14 protein-coding genes are annotated in these 14972 nt (G+C 71.6%); 7 read left to right on the forward strand and 7 right to left on the reverse strand.

What is annotated here, in order from left to right:
- Positions 1-176 precede the first annotated feature (176 nt).
- Positions 177-779 carry a TetR/AcrR family transcriptional regulator gene (locus ACP4E5_RS13000; protein WP_425828169.1) on the reverse strand — a complete coding sequence of 201 codons (603 nt, stop codon included), beginning with the start codon at positions 777-779 and terminating at the stop codon, positions 177-179.
- A 24-nt stretch (positions 780-803) separates the two neighbouring features.
- Entirely contained in the window at positions 804-2321 is a 1518-nt protein-coding gene (locus tag ACP4E5_RS13005; RefSeq protein WP_425828171.1) for a class I adenylate-forming enzyme family protein, read from the reverse strand.
- 88 nt (positions 2322-2409) lie between these two features.
- Here ACP4E5_RS13005 and ACP4E5_RS13010 point away from each other — a divergent pair, with 88 nt between their 5' ends.
- Both ACP4E5_RS13010 and ACP4E5_RS13015 read left to right on the forward strand, forming a co-directional pair.
- Complete coding sequence (locus tag ACP4E5_RS13010; protein WP_425828173.1) at positions 2410-3018, forward strand: TetR/AcrR family transcriptional regulator; 609 nt, start codon at positions 2410-2412, stop codon at positions 3016-3018.
- Positions 3019-3043: 25 nt separating this feature from the next.
- Positions 3044-4681 (forward strand): acyl-CoA dehydrogenase family protein, encoded by a 1638-nt coding sequence (locus ACP4E5_RS13015; protein WP_425828175.1) that lies wholly within the window; start codon positions 3044-3046, stop codon positions 4679-4681.
- Positions 4682-4848: 167 nt separating this feature from the next.
- Here the strand turns inward: ACP4E5_RS13015 and ACP4E5_RS13020 are convergent, their stop codons facing one another.
- Positions 4849-5862, reverse strand: a complete 1014-nt coding sequence (locus ACP4E5_RS13020) for a TIGR00341 family protein (protein WP_425828177.1) — start codon at positions 5860-5862, stop codon at positions 4849-4851.
- Between the two features lie 27 nt (positions 5863-5889).
- Positions 5890-7221: a hypothetical protein gene (locus tag ACP4E5_RS13025; protein ID WP_425828179.1), complete on the reverse strand. Its 1332-nt coding sequence runs from the start codon at positions 7219-7221 to the stop codon at positions 5890-5892.
- A gap of 217 nt (positions 7222-7438) precedes the next feature.
- On the opposite strand from ACP4E5_RS13025, the gene ACP4E5_RS13030 reads away from it, so the two are divergent.
- The 3 genes from ACP4E5_RS13030 (at position 7439) to ACP4E5_RS13040 (ending at position 9827) form a co-directional block, all read left to right on the forward strand.
- Positions 7439-7846 (forward strand): SHOCT domain-containing protein, encoded by a 408-nt coding sequence (locus tag ACP4E5_RS13030; RefSeq protein ID WP_425828181.1) that lies wholly within the window; start codon positions 7439-7441, stop codon positions 7844-7846.
- A gap of 38 nt (positions 7847-7884) precedes the next feature.
- Positions 7885-8409: a DUF6069 family protein gene (locus ACP4E5_RS13035; RefSeq protein WP_425828183.1), complete on the forward strand. Its 525-nt coding sequence runs from the start codon at positions 7885-7887 to the stop codon at positions 8407-8409.
- Positions 8410-8663: 254 nt separating this feature from the next.
- The gene (locus tag ACP4E5_RS13040) at positions 8664-9827 is read left to right on the forward strand and encodes an alanine--tRNA ligase-related protein (protein WP_425828185.1); all 1164 of its coding nucleotides are present in this window, start codon (positions 8664-8666) and stop codon (positions 9825-9827) included.
- Positions 9828-9862: 35 nt separating this feature from the next.
- Here the strand turns inward: ACP4E5_RS13040 and ACP4E5_RS13045 are convergent, their stop codons facing one another.
- On the reverse strand, positions 9863-10312 hold the full coding sequence (locus ACP4E5_RS13045) for an Lrp/AsnC family transcriptional regulator (protein ID WP_425828187.1): 450 nt from the start codon (positions 10310-10312) through the stop codon (positions 9863-9865).
- A 142-nt stretch (positions 10313-10454) separates the two neighbouring features.
- Here ACP4E5_RS13045 and ACP4E5_RS13050 point away from each other — a divergent pair, with 142 nt between their 5' ends.
- The gene (locus tag ACP4E5_RS13050) at positions 10455-11480 is read left to right on the forward strand and encodes an asparaginase (RefSeq protein WP_425828189.1); all 1026 of its coding nucleotides are present in this window, start codon (positions 10455-10457) and stop codon (positions 11478-11480) included.
- Positions 11481-11486: 6 nt separating this feature from the next.
- On the opposite strand, the gene ACP4E5_RS13055 is transcribed toward ACP4E5_RS13050, so the two are convergent.
- Positions 11487-12809 (reverse strand): radical SAM protein, encoded by a 1323-nt coding sequence (locus ACP4E5_RS13055; protein ID WP_425828191.1) that lies wholly within the window; start codon positions 12807-12809, stop codon positions 11487-11489.
- Between the two features lie 67 nt (positions 12810-12876).
- Entirely contained in the window at positions 12877-13557 is a 681-nt protein-coding gene (locus ACP4E5_RS13060; protein ID WP_425828193.1) for a pyridoxamine 5'-phosphate oxidase family protein, read from the reverse strand.
- Between the two features lie 147 nt (positions 13558-13704).
- Between ACP4E5_RS13060 and ACP4E5_RS13065 the strand changes: the two genes are divergently transcribed.
- Complete coding sequence (locus ACP4E5_RS13065) at positions 13705-14955, forward strand: FAD-binding protein (protein WP_425828195.1); 1251 nt, start codon at positions 13705-13707, stop codon at positions 14953-14955.
- Positions 14956-14972: the final 17 nt, after the last annotated feature.

Here is a 14972-nt window from a genome sequence, read left to right on the forward strand (position 1 = left end):
GTAACCGGCAGTATCGATATTGAATCGCGGCGGGGCAAGGGGTCGGGACCCACGAGTTTCAGGAATGTTTCGCGGGGCCGGTGAGGCACCCCGCGGGCAGCACAAAAGCCGCACCCGGCCACAACTCGCCGGGTGCGCAGGGAAGATGACCGCGGGTCAGCGCACGACTACGCCCGTCACGGCCTGACGTCGACCGCCCTGCCGATCAGGTCCACCACGGACTCGACCAGCTCCCGCTCCGGCGCCCGCTGCTCGGCGACGAGCCGGAAGACGAGGGACGACGCGACAAGGGTCGTGACATCGGCGATCGGCGCGTCGGGCCGGACGTCGCCGCGCGCGATGCCGCGCTCCAGCACGTGCCGCGTCTCGCTCGTCACCCGCGTCACATACGCCGCGAACGCCTCGCGCCCCGCGCCCGCCTCCGCCGCCGCACTGATCACCCCGGCGAGCAGACGGCCGACGCCGGGCTGCCGGTAGGCGCGCACACGCTCCATGAGGACCGCGCGCAGCTCGGCCCTGAAGTCCCCCATGTCGGGCACCGTCAGCGTCCCGACGCGGGACTCGGCGGCGGCGATGATCAGGTCCTGCTTGGTGGGCCAGCGCCGGTACATGGCCGGCTTGCTCACCCCCGCGCGGGTCGCGACGGCGTCCATCGTCAGCGCGCCCATGCCCTGTTCCGCCACCAGCTCGACGACGGCCTCGAGCACGGCCTTGGTGACGTGCTCCTGACGCGGCCGACCCGGCCCCCTGCGCGCTTGCTGTACCTGCTCATCGGCCATGCCGAGACCCTACAGCCGTGCAGCTCAGGACAGTTCGGCCCGCAGCACATGCTTGGTGATCTTCCCGGAGGGCGTGCGCGGAAGGGTGTCACGCAGGATCAGCTCGCGCGGCACCTTGTAGCGGGCGATCCGCTCCTCCAGCCACGCCCGCGTCCCGGCCAGATCGAGCTCCGCGCCCTCGCGCGGCACGACGAAGGCCACCACGGTCTCGCCCCACTGCGGGTGCGGCCGGCCGACGACGGCGACGTCGAGCACGTCCGGGTGGCCCCGCAGCGCGCCCTCGACCTCCTGCGACGCGACGTTCTCGCCGCCGGTGATGATCACGTCCTTCATCCGGTCGACGAGCGTGACGTAGCCGTCCTCGTCGATCCGGCCGAGGTCACCGCTGCGGTACCAGTCACCGGCGAACACCTCGGCGGTCGCCGCCTCGTCGTCCAGGTAGCCGAGCATGCGGGTGTCGGTGCGCAGCCAGATCTCTCCGCTCTCGCCGGGCCCCGCGTCGCTCCCGTCGGGGCGTACGACGCGCAGGTCCACGCCCGGCATGCCGCCGCGCCCGATCGAGCCCGCCTTGTCCGCGTGCTCGGCCGGGGTGAGCGAGGCGCCCGCGGGCCCGGTCTCGCTCATCCCGTACACCTGCTGGAAGTTCTCGGTGCCGTACGCCTTCATCAGGCGGCGCACGGTGTCGGCGTCGAGCGGGCCCGCGCCGTAGAGCCAGGCGCGCACGGACGACACGTCATAGTCGGCGTGGTCCGGGACCGCCTGGATCGGGGCGATGAGCGCGATCGGGGCGCCGAACAGGGCGGTGACCCGCTCGCGCTGGATCGTCTCCAGCATGCCGCGGGGCTCGTACTCGCGCTGGAGCACGACGGTGCCGCCCGCGAAGAGCGTGCCGAGCGTCATATTGTTGAGCGGCGCCGCGTGCCAGATCGGCATGCAGATCAGGAAGCGCTCGTCACCGCGCATCGACATCGTCGCCGCGGAGTACGCGGCGGTCAGCGCGGCGGTGCGGTGCGAGTGGACGCAGCCCTTGGGCGTGCCCGAGGTGCCGGAGGTGTAGAGGATCTGCGCCACATCGCTGTCCGGACGGTCCTCGCCCTGCCACGGTTCGGCGGCGGCGACCAGCGCCTCGAAGGCGTCCGCCGGGCGCTCGGCCGCCGGGGTGTCCGGGTGGCTGATCAGCCAGCGCACGCCCGGGTCGGCGGCGGTCGCGCGCTCGCCGATCTCCGCGTCGACGAGGGCGGTCCGCGCCCCGCAGTGCTTCAGCTGGCGCGCCACCTCGTCCGTCTGGAGCTTGTGGTTGACGGGCACGAGGGTCGCGCCCAGGACCCAGGCGCCGAAGGCGGCGAAGAGGAAGGCCGGGGTGTTGTACGTCATCACGGCAAGGCGGTCACCGGGGCCGAGCCCGGCGTCCCGCAGCACGGTGGCGGCACACCGCGCGGCGTCCGCGAACTCCCGGTAGTTCCAACGCTGTTCGCGATAGACGACGGCTTCCTTCGTACTGCCCGAACGAACAGCGCTGTCCAGCAGGGCACTGAGGTGCATCACGTTCTCCTGACGGCCTGGCCGGTACGGACCGAGCCGGTGCGGACCGACCATGGCGGGAAACTCTGAATGATGGTTCACTGCTTGCATGGCCTACCGCAAGACCCCAGCCGAAATTCGCCGACTCGAAGCGGCGCGCGAGCACCTGATCACGTGCGCCACCTCCGTCGTCGCCGAAGTGGGCTGGGCGCAGGCGTCCGTGACGGCGGTCGCCGACGCCGCCGGGATCGCGGCCGGCTCGGTCTACCAGCACTTTCCTTCGAAGGCGGCGCTCGCGGTGGAGGTGTTCCGGCGGGCCGCGGCGCGGGAGGTGTCCGTGATCGACAAGGTGCTCCACGGCGACGGCGACCCGGTGCTGCGGCTGGGGCGCGGGGTGGAGATCTTCGCCCGGCGCGCCCTGGAGAACCGTGGCCTCGCCCACGCGCTGCTCGTCGCGCCCGCCGACCCCAAGGTCGGCGCCGAGCGCATCGACTACCGGCGCCGCTACCACACCCTGTTCGCCGAAGTGGTGCACGAGGGCATGGCGGCGGGCCTGCTGCCGAAGCAGAACGGCGAGATCACCGCGGCCGCGCTCACCGGCGCGATCGGCGAGGTCCTCGTCGACCCGCTCGCCGCCCACGACGAGGCCGCCACCGGCGAGCTGATCACCGAACTCACCGCCATGGCGCTGCGCTGCGCGGGCGCGCCGACCGCCTGACCCGTACTCATTGGAGGAGCCCCTCATGCACTCGAACCCCTCGGTGACGCACGAAGTGACCAACCAGGCGCCGCCGTTGACCGGCCACGACACCGCCGACGACCCGGTCCTCCTGGAGGGCGTACGCCGCGAGGGCGCCGAGTGGCACGTCGACGAGCTGCACCGCTTCGGCCGCTACGTGGGCAGCGAGGAGGCCCGCCTCTGGGCCGACCAGGCCAACCGGCACGAGCCCGAGCTGCGCACCCACGACCGCTACGGCAACCGGGTCGACGAGGTCGACTTCCACCCCTCGTACCACTCGCTGATGCGCGCCACGGTGGCCGCGGGCGCGGCGGGTTCCGCGTGGGCGGACGCGCGGCCGGGCGCGCACGTGGCCCGCGCGGGCACGTTCATGCTCGCCACGATGCTGGAGCAGGGCCACATGTGCCCGGTGTCCATGACGTACGCGGTGGTGCCCGCGCTGCGCCGCACACCCGAACTGGCCAAGGTCTACGAGCCGTTGCTCACCAGCGACGTCTACGACCCCGGGCTCCGCGCCCCCGCCGACAAGCGCGGTCTGCTCGCCGGGATGGGCATGACGGAGAAGCAGGGCGGCACGGATGTGCGCGCGAACACGACGGCCGCGGTCGAGCAGCAGGACGGCACGTGGCGGCTTCGCGGCCACAAGTGGTTCACGTCGGCGCCGATGAACGACGTGTTCCTGGTCCTCGCGCAGTCGCCGGGTGGGCTGAGCTGCTTCCTGGTTCCGCGTGTGCTGCCGGACGGCTCCCGCAACACGTTCCGGATCCAGCGCCTCAAGGACAAGCTCGGCAACCGGTCGAACGCGTCCAGCGAGCCGGAGTTCGACGACACGGTGGCGTGGCTCGTCGGGGACGAGGGCAAGGGGGTGCGCACCATCATCGACATGGTGACGATGACGCGCCTCGACTGTGTCCTCGGCTCGGCGGCGCACGTGCGGGAGTCGCTGGCCCAGGCCGCCCATCACGCCCGTCACCGGTCGGTGTTCGGGGCGAAGTTGGTCGACCAGCCGCTGATGCGGAACGTCCTCGCGGACCTGGCCCTGGAGTCGGAGGCGGCGACGACGCTGGGCCTGCGGCTGGCCGGCGCCGCGGATCGCGCCCAGCGCGGGGACGCGGGTGAGCGGGCGTTCCTTCGCCTGGCCACGGCGGTCGGCAAGTACTGGGTGTGCAAGCGGCAGCCGGTGGCGGTCGCGGAGGCGCTGGAATGCCTCGGTGGCAACGGTTATGACGAGGCGTCAGGCATGCCTCGCCTGTACCGGGAGGCTCCGCTCAACGGGATCTGGGAGGGCTCCGGGAACGTCAACGCGCTCGACATGCTGCGGGCGTTGACCCGGGAGCCGGAGTCGTTGGAGGCGTTCCGGGCGGAGGTGGAGGCGGCGGCCGGGGCGGATGTGCGTCTGGACGCGGCCTGGCGTGAGCTTCAGGCCGAGCTGGCCTCGCCGGAGGACGCGCAGATTCGTGCTCGCCGTGTCATCGAGCGGGCGGCGCTGGTCCTTCAGGGCTCGCTCCTGGTGCGGCACGCGCCTTCGGCGGTGGCCGACACCTTCTGCGCGACCCGCCTGGCCGGCGACCGGGGCTTGGCGTTCGGCACGCTCCCGCCTTCGACGGACTTCGCGAACCTCCTCTCCCGCCTCCCCGCCTGACCTCCCGCGAGCCCCGGGGCTCCGCCCCGGCCACTGGGTGGCGTCTGCGCCGCCTTGGGCAATCTGCCGTCTTGGGCGGCAGGGTGGGCAAGGCGGCAGCACGGTGCAGGGCCGCATCACGGCGGCCTCTGCCGCGGCGCCGCCGAAGCACCCGGCACTCGGCGCGCTCAGGACGTGTTCTTCACCTCGCACGTCGTGCCGCCCGCCGCGCACCAGTGGGTGCGGCCGCCCACCAGGTGGAGTTCCAGGTCCGCGTCGGACATGCCGTGCTTGTCGAGTGCGGAGCGCAGCGCCGTGGGCTCCGGCTGCGGCGGCAGGCCGAGGACGCCGATCACCACCACGCCCTGCCGCGCCTCCACCGACGCGATCTGCCACTTCCGCCCCGCCGCCCACTCCTCGGCGACCGGCCGCGCGTCCCTCGCGAGGATCCGGTCCTGCCACACCGACACCGTGCCCGTGGTGAGCGGCACCGCGATCAGCACCAGGAGCCCGACGACCGCCACCAACGTACGGCCGTGGAACTCCCCCACGTGGCGGTCGGACTCCAGGGCCGCGCCCCGGACCCCGTACACGAGGAACACCACGGTCCCGGTCGCCACGATCGCGGCGACGTTCGTGGCGAAGAGCAGCCCCGACTCGAACGCGTCGTGGAACCGGCCCACCGTGATCAGCAATCCCGTGACGGAGAGCGGCGGCACCAGCGAGATGGCGATCGCGACGCCCGGCAGCGTGTCGGAGATGTCCGCGCGGACCAGCGCGAACGCGCCCACCGTGCCCGTGGCGAGCGCGGCCAGCAGGTCGATGAGGCGGGGGCTGATCCGCGACGACACCTGCGAGTTCGACGCGAAGCCGTCGGGCGGCGCCACGGCCCATCCGAGCAGCATCCCGATCGCCACCACCGCCAGCGCCCCGCACAGAACGAGCAGCGCGCACCGCACGACCTGCGCCCGGTCCGCGAGGACCAGAGCGAGCGCGCTGCCGAGGATCGGCGTCATCAGCGGGGCGACGATCATCGCTCCGATGACCGTGGCCGTCGAGTCGCCCACCACACCGGCGGCCGCGATCACCGCCGCCAGCACCAACAGACCCCAGAACCGGGTCGAGCTGGGACTCTTCCACGAGCGCTCGATGAACAGGGTGTCCGTCATGCGCCCGACCGTGGCCGCGTCGACCTGCCCCATCGCCCTCACCGTCCCCTGCCCCCGCCCTCAGACCGCGGTCGGCGTGGGCGGAGTGCCCGCCGTCGCGTCCGGCCCGTCCCCGTCGCCCTCCGCCGCCAGGAACTCGACCAGGGCCAGCAGGAACAGCAGGCACAGCGCGATCCCGACGACCACCCAGCCGGTCGGGTACGACCACAGCACGTAGACGACGAGCGCGCCCGCGAGCAGGATCCAGACGATCCACTTCCGGTGGTGCCGCACGAACGGCCCGACAGGCCCGGAGCGGAACCCGGCCCGGTCCGCGGTGAGCCGCGCGCCGTCGATTCCGGAGACCCACAGCCCGCGCACGAGACCCGCCCGCTTCCCCCGCCCGGTGAGCCACGCGGCGAGCGCGACGACGACGCCGAGCGCGACGACCATCCGGACCATGGTGAACAGGAAGTGCGTCATGGTGTCGTAGACCGCGGCGGCCGCGTCCTGCGAGACGTTCGCCGGCAGCCGGTCGAGGTAGATCACGCGGAAGACGCGGAGCCCGATGCCGAGCAGACCGCAGCTCACGGCGACCGCGAGCGCGGTGGCCACGAGCGACCTGCGGCGGCGTACGGAGAGCAGCACGCCCGCGGCGACGAGGACGAGGGCGATGACAGGCAGCCAGTTGCCCATCACCTGAAGCAGCCGCATGTACGTCTTGACCTTGCCGATGTTGTCGTTCGTGACGAGCGTGAGGTCGGTGTGGACCTCCGGGATCCGGCCGGCGACGGTGAGCCCGGAGTCGACGAGACGCTGCTTGACCTGCTCGACGACCGGGCCCAGGTCGAGGGTGACGGTGTCTCCGCCCTCCAGCTTGACCGCCCCGCCGCCGCTGCCGGTCAGCGCCTTGTCGAGGGCGCTGTGGGCCTTGCGGTTGGTCTGCTTCCAGATGTTCTCGAAGGCGTCGGAGGCGACGACCCCCTGCGCCTTGTCCTGGACGAAGCTGCGGACCGCGCCTTCGAGGGAGTCGCCCAGCTTGCCCAGAGACTTCTGCACGAGCGGCCGGTCGTCGCCCGGCACCTCGGAGAGCAGGGTCTTCAGGTCGATCCGCTGCATGATCGCGTTCGTGGCGCGGTTCGCGACGGCCTTCTGGATGTCGGGGTTCGAGGCGAGCGGGCCGACGGTGTCGACATAGCGGTCGGTGTCACCGACCTCGTCGGCCGCCCAGGACGCGACGATGCCGAGCGGCGCGAGGACGCAGCCGATCACGATGAGCACGACGGCGAGGAACGACCGCCCCCGGTGGCGCCCCGCGCCCCCGCGCCCGGCCTCAAGCTCGGCCACCCGCCCTCGCAGCCGCGCGAGTTCGGCCTGCTCGGCAGGCCCCATGGGCGCCGTCTCCTCCGCCACCGCTGCCTCCTAGTCGACGCGCGAGCGCGCGCTGTTTTGAATGCAAGGGGAACCGCTGCGGCGCCGTCGGGCGAGGCGAAAGGCGCCAGCCGAGTGACGAAGTCCCCGGCCGCGACCGGGAATACGAGCGGAATACGAGCCATCGATGCCGAAATGCGGGAGGAGAAAAGGCGGGTGATACTGCACCGAACATCGGCCGCGCCGGAAAGAGGAAATCATGGACGACTATCCGCTGCTGGACCTCTTCCTCACCATGCTGTTCCTCTTCCTCTGGGTCATGTGGCTGTTCCTGCTGTTCAGGATCGTCATGGACATCTTCCGCGACGACTCGCTGACCGGCTGGAGCAAGGCCGGCTGGCTCTTTCTCTGCATCGTGCTGCCGTACATCGGCGTGCTGATCTACGTCATCGCGCGTGGCAACGGAATGGGCCGACGGGACGCCGACCGGGCCAAGCAGGCCGAATCCAGGTTCCAGGACTACATCCGAAAGGCCGCCGGGGAACCGGGCGGCGCGGCCGGTGGAACCAGTGACACCGAGGAATTGGCCCGGCTCGCCGGACTCCACAGGTCCGGCGCGCTCACCGACGAGGAATTCGAAAAGGCGAAGACCAAACTGCTCGCCTGACCCGACCGCAACCGGAAACCCAACCGGAAAGCCTCATCGTGGAACCCAAGAACTCGCCCTATGGGCCGTCCTACAGCCAGTACGAGCAGTACGGGCAGCCGCCGCCCTACGGGCAGCCCGAACCGGCGTACCCGCCCGAGCCGCAGCCCCGCCTCGACGCCGGGAAGCTGTGGGCGGGCGGGCTGATGACCGCCGTGATCGCCGCGCTCACGGCGGTCGTCGCCCTCCTCCTCGTACGAGGTGTGCTCGGCGTCCCCGTGTTCGCTCCGCAGGGCGCGGGCCTGATGGGCAACGCGACGACCGGGGCGCTCGCGGGCGGCGCGGCGATGGCGGCGCTCGCCGCGACCGTCCTCCTCCACCTGCTGATCGTGGCGACCCCGCGGCCCGAGCGCTTCTTCACCTGGATCATCGGCCTCGCGACCGCGGTCATGGTGCTCCTGCCGTTCACCACCGGCCTCACCTGGCAGGCGAAGCTGGGCACCGCCGGGGTGTACCTCGTCATCGGCATCGCCATCGGTTCCCTGCTGTCCTCGGTGGCCAGGGGCGCGGTGCGCCGCTCCTGAGCCGTGCGGCGGAAAATGCGTGGGCCCGGGAGGCGGGCCGCGTTATCCTCGGCCCCATGAACGTCATGCGCAGGAGCCTCACCACCGCAGCCGCGCGAGCGACCAGCTCGCCGGTTGCCGCCGCCTGACGTACCCGTCTCATCCACCGGCGACCGGAAACGGCCGCCGGTGTTCTGTTGTCCCACCTGATTTCTCCGAGCCCCGCCCGGCCGCTTCCGGTGCCTCCCGCCCGCATCACGCGAAGGAGTCACCCCATGCGCAGCGACGACGTCATCCGCACGTTCACCGAGTTCTACGAGGACCGCGGCCACCGCCGGATCACCGGCTCGACCTTGCTGTCACCGCCCGGCGACCCGGTCCTGTTCACCACCTCCGGGATGCACCCGCTCACCCCGTACCTGGAGGGCCGCCCGCATCCGCTCGGCCGGCGGCTCGTCAACGTACAGCGGTGTCTGCGGACCACGGACCTGGAGGAGGTCGGCGATCCCACGCATCTGACGGTCTTCGAGATGCTCGGCACCTGGTCGCTCGGCGACTACGAGGGGCCGCGGAGCCTGGAGTGGGGGTACGAGCTGCTCACCGAGGGCTTCGGCATCGATCCGCGGATGCTGTACGTGACCGTGTTCGGCGGCGACGGGCAGACCGGGCCCGACACCGGTTCGCGGGAGGTGTGGGAGCGGTACGGGGTTCCGGTCGAGGAGACCGTGGAGGACAACTGGTGGGACAACGGGCCGACGGGGCCGTGCGGTCCCGACTCGGAGATCTTCCTGTGGACCGGGGACACCCCGCCGGAGTCGACGCCGACCGGGGACGAGCGCTGGGTGGAGGTGTGGAACCACGTGACGATGCGTTACCGGCGTCTGGACGGCGGCGAGTTGGTGCCGCTCCCGCAGCGCAACGTCGACACCGGCCTCGGTCTGGAGCGGCTGTCCACGCTGCTCCAGGGCAGGACGTCCGTCTTCGAGTGCGACGTCTTCGATCCGTGGCGGGAGCTGCTTCCGGGCCTGTGGCCGCTGGACGAGCCGTCGTTCCGGGTGGTCGGCGACCATCTGCGCTCGTCCGTCGTGGTCGTCGGCGACGGGGTGCGGCCGTCGAACACCGGGCGCGGCTACGTGCTGCGGCGGCTGATCCGGCGAGTGCTGACCGTGCTGCGCCGCGAGGATCCGACTCGCACGCTCGGGGACCTGCCGGTCGAGCTGATCCGGCACACCCTGGACCACTTCCGCCAGGACGTCGACCCTTCGCACGTCCGCCAGGTGCTGCTCGACGAGGAGCTGAGCTTCGACCGGCTCCTGGAGCGCGGCAGAAAGGTGCTGTCCCGGCCGCGGTTCCAGGGCCCGCTGGACGAGGACGACCTGCACTTCCTGCACGACACGCACGGCCTGCCGCGCGAGCTGGTCCGGAGCCTGCGGGAGTAGTAGGCGCGAAGGGGCTGCCGGGGCCGGCGGATCCGCTAGACCGGCAGCCCCTTCGGTTCCTTGACGCGCTTCATGATGATCTGCGAGTTCACCTCGGTGACCCCGTCGAGCGCGGTGAGCCGCTCGATCCACAGGCGTTCGTACGCGGCGAGGTCGGCGACCGCGATGCGCAGCAGACAGCCGGGGCTGCCGAAGAGCCGGTACGCCTCGATGACGTCGGGGATGTCCTGGAGCGCGTGCTCGAACGCCTCGACGGAGGCGCGATCGCGGCGCACCTCGATGGAGACGAGGACCTCGAAGCCGCGGCCGACGGCGTCCGGGTCGACGATCGCGCGGTAGCCCTGGATGACGCCGTCCTTCTCCAGCTGCCGCACGCGGCGCATGCACGGGGACGGGCTGAGGCCGACGCGGGCGGCCAGGTCCTGATTGCTCAGGCGGCCGTCCTCCTGGAGCTCGCGCAAGATATGCAGGTCGATCCGGTCCATGGCGCAATCATGCACCACGCTTTTCGCGATCATCGGCCAGGATTCGCAATCCGATTGCGCAGATCGCGATTTATCCTTGCTATAGATCGAACATACGCTCCCCACGCGCGCGGGGGCACCGACTATTCGCGAGGCAGGTCACATGGCACGCATCACCCTCATCAGCACTGGCGGCACCATAGCCAGCCGCTGGCAGGGCACCGGGTACGCCGCCGACGCCGGCGGGGACACGGTGCTGGCGTCGGCCGCGCTGCCGGAGGGCGTCGAGGTGACCGTCGTCGACCTGTTCAACGTGAACAGCTCGCGGATGACGACGGAGCTTCAGCTGACGCTGCTGCGCACCGTGCGCGAGGTGCTCGCCGACCCGGCCGTCGACGGCATCGTGGTCACGCACGGCACGGACACCCTGGAGGAGTCCGCGTTCCTGCTCGACCTGCACCACGACGACCCGCGCCCGGTCGTCTTCACCGGCGCCCAGAAGCCGCTCGGCCAGGCCGAGGGCGACGGCCCGGGGAACATGTACGACGCGTTGCAGGTCGCCGCGAACGTCCGGGACATGGGCGTGCTCGTCGCCTTCGACGGGAAGGTGCACGCGGCCCGCGGCACCGTGAAGACCCAGACCCTCGCGGCCGACGCCTTCGCCGACCCGTCCGCGGGACCGCTCGGCCGGCTCGGCTTCGGCCGCGTCGACATCCGCCACAAGCCGAGCCGCCCGGCCCCGCTGCCGGAGCCGGGGGCCGGCGCCGCGACATCGCGGATCCCGCGCGTCGACATCGTCATGCACCACAGCGACGCCGACGCCACGCTCTTCGAGGCGGCCGTCGCCGCGGGCGCGCGCGGCATCGTGCTCGTCGCCACGGGCGCGGGGAACGCGACGCCGGAGCTGGTCGACGCGGTGTCCTCGGCCGTACGCCGCGGAGTCCTCGTCGCCGTTTCTACGCGCGTATCCGCGGGGCCCCTCGCCGAGATCTACACCGGGGGCGGAGCCGTCGACCTGGTCGCCGCGGGCGCCGTGCTCAGCGGCACACTGCGCGCGGGCCAGACCCGGATCGCGGTCCTGGCCGCACTCCTCGCGGACGTCACCCCCGCCGCCCGGCCGGACCTGCTGCGCCGGCTCATCGACGCGCCGGGCACGGGCGCGGCCGCCGGTGGGCAGGCGGCCGCGTAACCGGGATCAGAACTCCACGGCCTCTTCGTTGGGCGCGAGGCTGTCCATGAACGAGCTGACCGAGAACACGGCCCGGCCCGCGCCGGCCGGACCGTATCCGGGAGGCGACGAGAGGCCGTACTCGTCCATGGTCGAGCGGTAGGCGTCGAGCAGCCGGATGTGGTACTCCAGCGGCGCGCCGTTCGGGTTCTCCTTGCCGAGCGGCGTCGTCGGCTCGGGGCACCACGTGGTGAAGCGGGGCGTGATGCCGTTCGACATGAAGAAGCGCAGGCCCTCGGTGGTGGAGGCGATGGCCTCGTCGACCGTCTTGAAGCCGAACGGCTCGGCCATCTCGACGCCCGCCACGAAGTTCGGGATCACGTTGCGCGCGCCGAAGACCTCGCGCGAGTCGAGGATCCGCTTGTGCCACTCGTCGCGGCCGACGTAGCGCTCCTTGCCGGGGCAGTACATCTTGAACAGGTACTCGTCCCACACCTCGAAGTTGGGGTGGTAGATCTGCACGCCGTAGTCCTTGAAGCGCTGCACATCGTCCTTGGGCAGCGCCTGGGCGACGACCTTGCCGATCCAGCGGTCCGGGAAGTACTCCTCGATGGCCTTGGCGTACCGCCCGTAGAAGTCCGCCTCGTCCAGGCCCTGGACCTTCGTCGTGATCGCGCCGCCGGTGAGCGTGTACGCCTTCGACGCCTTCGCGGTGTCGTACTTGTCGATGATCTCGAGGGCCTCGAGGACCTCGTCGACGTCCTTCACGCCCGTGTACGGGCGTCCGGCGGCCTTGTGCTGGCGCCAGTTGTGGTTGATGTCGCAGTACTGGCACTCCTCCTTGGCGCCGAAGTACTGGCAGACCCGGAACGCGGTCAGGTAGATCAGGTAGCCCCACTGGATCGTCGGGGCCACCTCCATGACCGACTTCCCGTTGGAGAGCTTGTGCCGGTAGTACTCCGGCATCGGCGGCACGCCCACGTCGGAGATGCGCTTGCCGTCGAGGTAGAGGCCGAGCATGCCGTCCTCGTTCGCCGCCACACGGTACGGCGACGAGGGGTTCACGCGGACCGAGACGACCGTGCGGCGCAGGTCGTAGGGGCCGCCGGTGAGGACGATCTCCTCGGGCGGGCGGCGCAGCGCGGCCTCGCCCAGCTCGGGGAGCGTGCCGTGGTCGAAGGAGAAGATGAAGTACGACTTCGGCTTGACTTCGCCGTCCTCGTTGTCACTCAGTGCCGACGCGTCGAAGGCGACGCCGCCGCGCAGCAGGTCCTCCTTGAAGACCGCTTCCTTCGGAACGTGCGGGAAGCGCTCCATCAGGTCCTCTACCAGCGCCGTACGGCTCTGCATCCCGTTACTCCTCGACCCTCTGCTGTTCTACGGTTCGGCTCCTCACGGTACGCCCCGGCCGGGCCGGTCAGCCTTGCCGGGTCCCCGCACGGGCGACGATGTGGGCGGGCGCGGTGATGCCGGTGGGCAGCAGCGGATCGGCCGTGGGGGCGCCCCAGCGGGCGTTCAGCGGCAGGGTCCCGGCCCAGAGCCCGAGCGCGGCGTCGGCCGATTCCCCGTCGTCGGGCGCGCCGGAGCGGATCTTCACGGAGGCCTCTTCGAGGGAGAGCGCGAGGAGCGTGGTGGCGGCGAGCTCCTTGCGGTTCGGCCGGCGCGCGTACGTCCACTGGCCGGGCGTCGCGTGCTCGGTGAGGCGCCGCAGGCCCTCCAGCTTCTCGTCCTCGTCGGTTATCGCGCGCGGCACGCCGTGCACCATGGCGCTGCGGTAGTTCACCCCGTGCTCGAAGACGGAGCGGGCGAGGACGAGGCCGTCGACGTGGGTCACCGTCACGCACACCGGCGCGCCCGGGTCGGCCGCGAGGCTGCGGCTGGCCACCGACCCGTGCACGTACAGCCACCGCTCGTCACGCCCGTAGACGGTCGGTACGACGACGGGGGCGCCGTCGACCACGACCCCGAGATGGCACACGAAGCCCGCGTCGAGGATCGCCTCCAGGTCGGCGCGGTCGGTGCTGCCCTGCTCCCGCATTCGCCTGTGCGTGGTCCGCTCGTTCCGCGGGAGGATGCGTGGCAGGTCGGTGTACGTCATGCGCGAACACGCTACTCCGGGGTGATCACGGGCAGTTCACCGGTGCCGTCGATCAAGCCCCGCCGGCGATTGAGGCGCGGGGTCCGGGGCGGAGCCCCGTGGCGTGATGCAATCGCCGCACTCACCCGACTGCGAGAAAGGCATCCCGTGCCTCCGATAACCAACTGGGCCCGCAACATCACGTTCGCCGCAGGCCGGCTGCACCGCCCGACCACCGTCGACGAGCTGCGGGCGGCCGTCGCCAAGAGCGGGCACATACGGGTCCTCGGCAGCGGCCACTCGTTCAACCGGATCGCCGACGTGGACACGGACCGCGACGCGGCCCTCGTGTCGCTGGGCGCGCTGCCGAGCCGTATCGACGTCGACACCGCGGACCGCACCGTCCGGGTGGGCGGTGGTGTGCGCTACGCCGAACTGGCCGCCGCCCTGCACGCGCAGGGGCTCGCGCTGCCCAACATGGCCTCGCTGCCGCACATCTCCGTCGCCGGTTCGGTGGCCACCGGCACGCACGGCTCGGGCAACGGCAACCGGTCGCTGGCCGAGGCCGTGCGGGCCGTGGAGATCCTGACCGCGGACGGGGAACCGGTCACGCTCGCGCGCGGCGACGCCGGTTTCGAGGGGGCGGTCGTGTCGCTCGGCGCGCTCGGTGTGGTGCTGTCCTTGACGCTGGACGTGGAGCCGACCTTCGATGTCGCGCAGCACGTCTTCCGTGAACTCCCCTTCCAGGAACTGGACTTCGCGGCCGTGTCGTCGGCCGCGTACAGCGTGAGCCTGTTCACCGACTGGCGCGGGCCGCGCTTCGACCAGGTGTGGGTGAAGCGGCGGATGCCGGACGCGCTGCACTTCCCGTGGGCCGAGGCCGCCGTCGAGGCGCAGCACCCGGTGCCGGGGATGTCGGCCGTGCACTGCACCGAGCAGTTCGGCGTGCCGGGGCCCTGGCACGAGCGGCTTCCGCACTTCCGGGCCGAGTTCACGCCCAGCAACGGCGACGAGTTGCAGTCGGAGTACCTGCTGCCGCGCGAGCACGCCGTCGCCGCGATGCACGCGCTCGATGCCGTACGGGACCGGATCGCGCCCGTGTTGCAGGTGTGCGAGGTGCGGACCGTCGCCGCGGACACGCAGTGGCTGAGTCCGGCGTACGGCCGGGACACGGTCGCGTTCCACTTCACGTGGGTGGCGGAAACGGAGCGGGTCCTCCCGGTCGTCTCGCTGGTGGAGGACCGGCTGCGGGAGTTCGAGGCGCGGCCGCACTGGGGGAAGGTGTTCACGGCGGACCCGGCGCGCGTCGCCGACCTGTACCCCCGGGCGGCGGACTTCGTGGCGCTGGCCGAACGGCTGGACCCGGAGGGGAAGTTCAGCAACGCGTTCGTGCGGAGGCTGCTTCCGCGCGGTGCGTGACGCGGCCGCGGCAGGCT

This window comes from Streptomyces fractus (assembly GCF_049844455.1).
GTDB lineage: Bacteria > Actinomycetota > Actinomycetes > Streptomycetales > Streptomycetaceae > Streptomyces > Streptomyces fractus.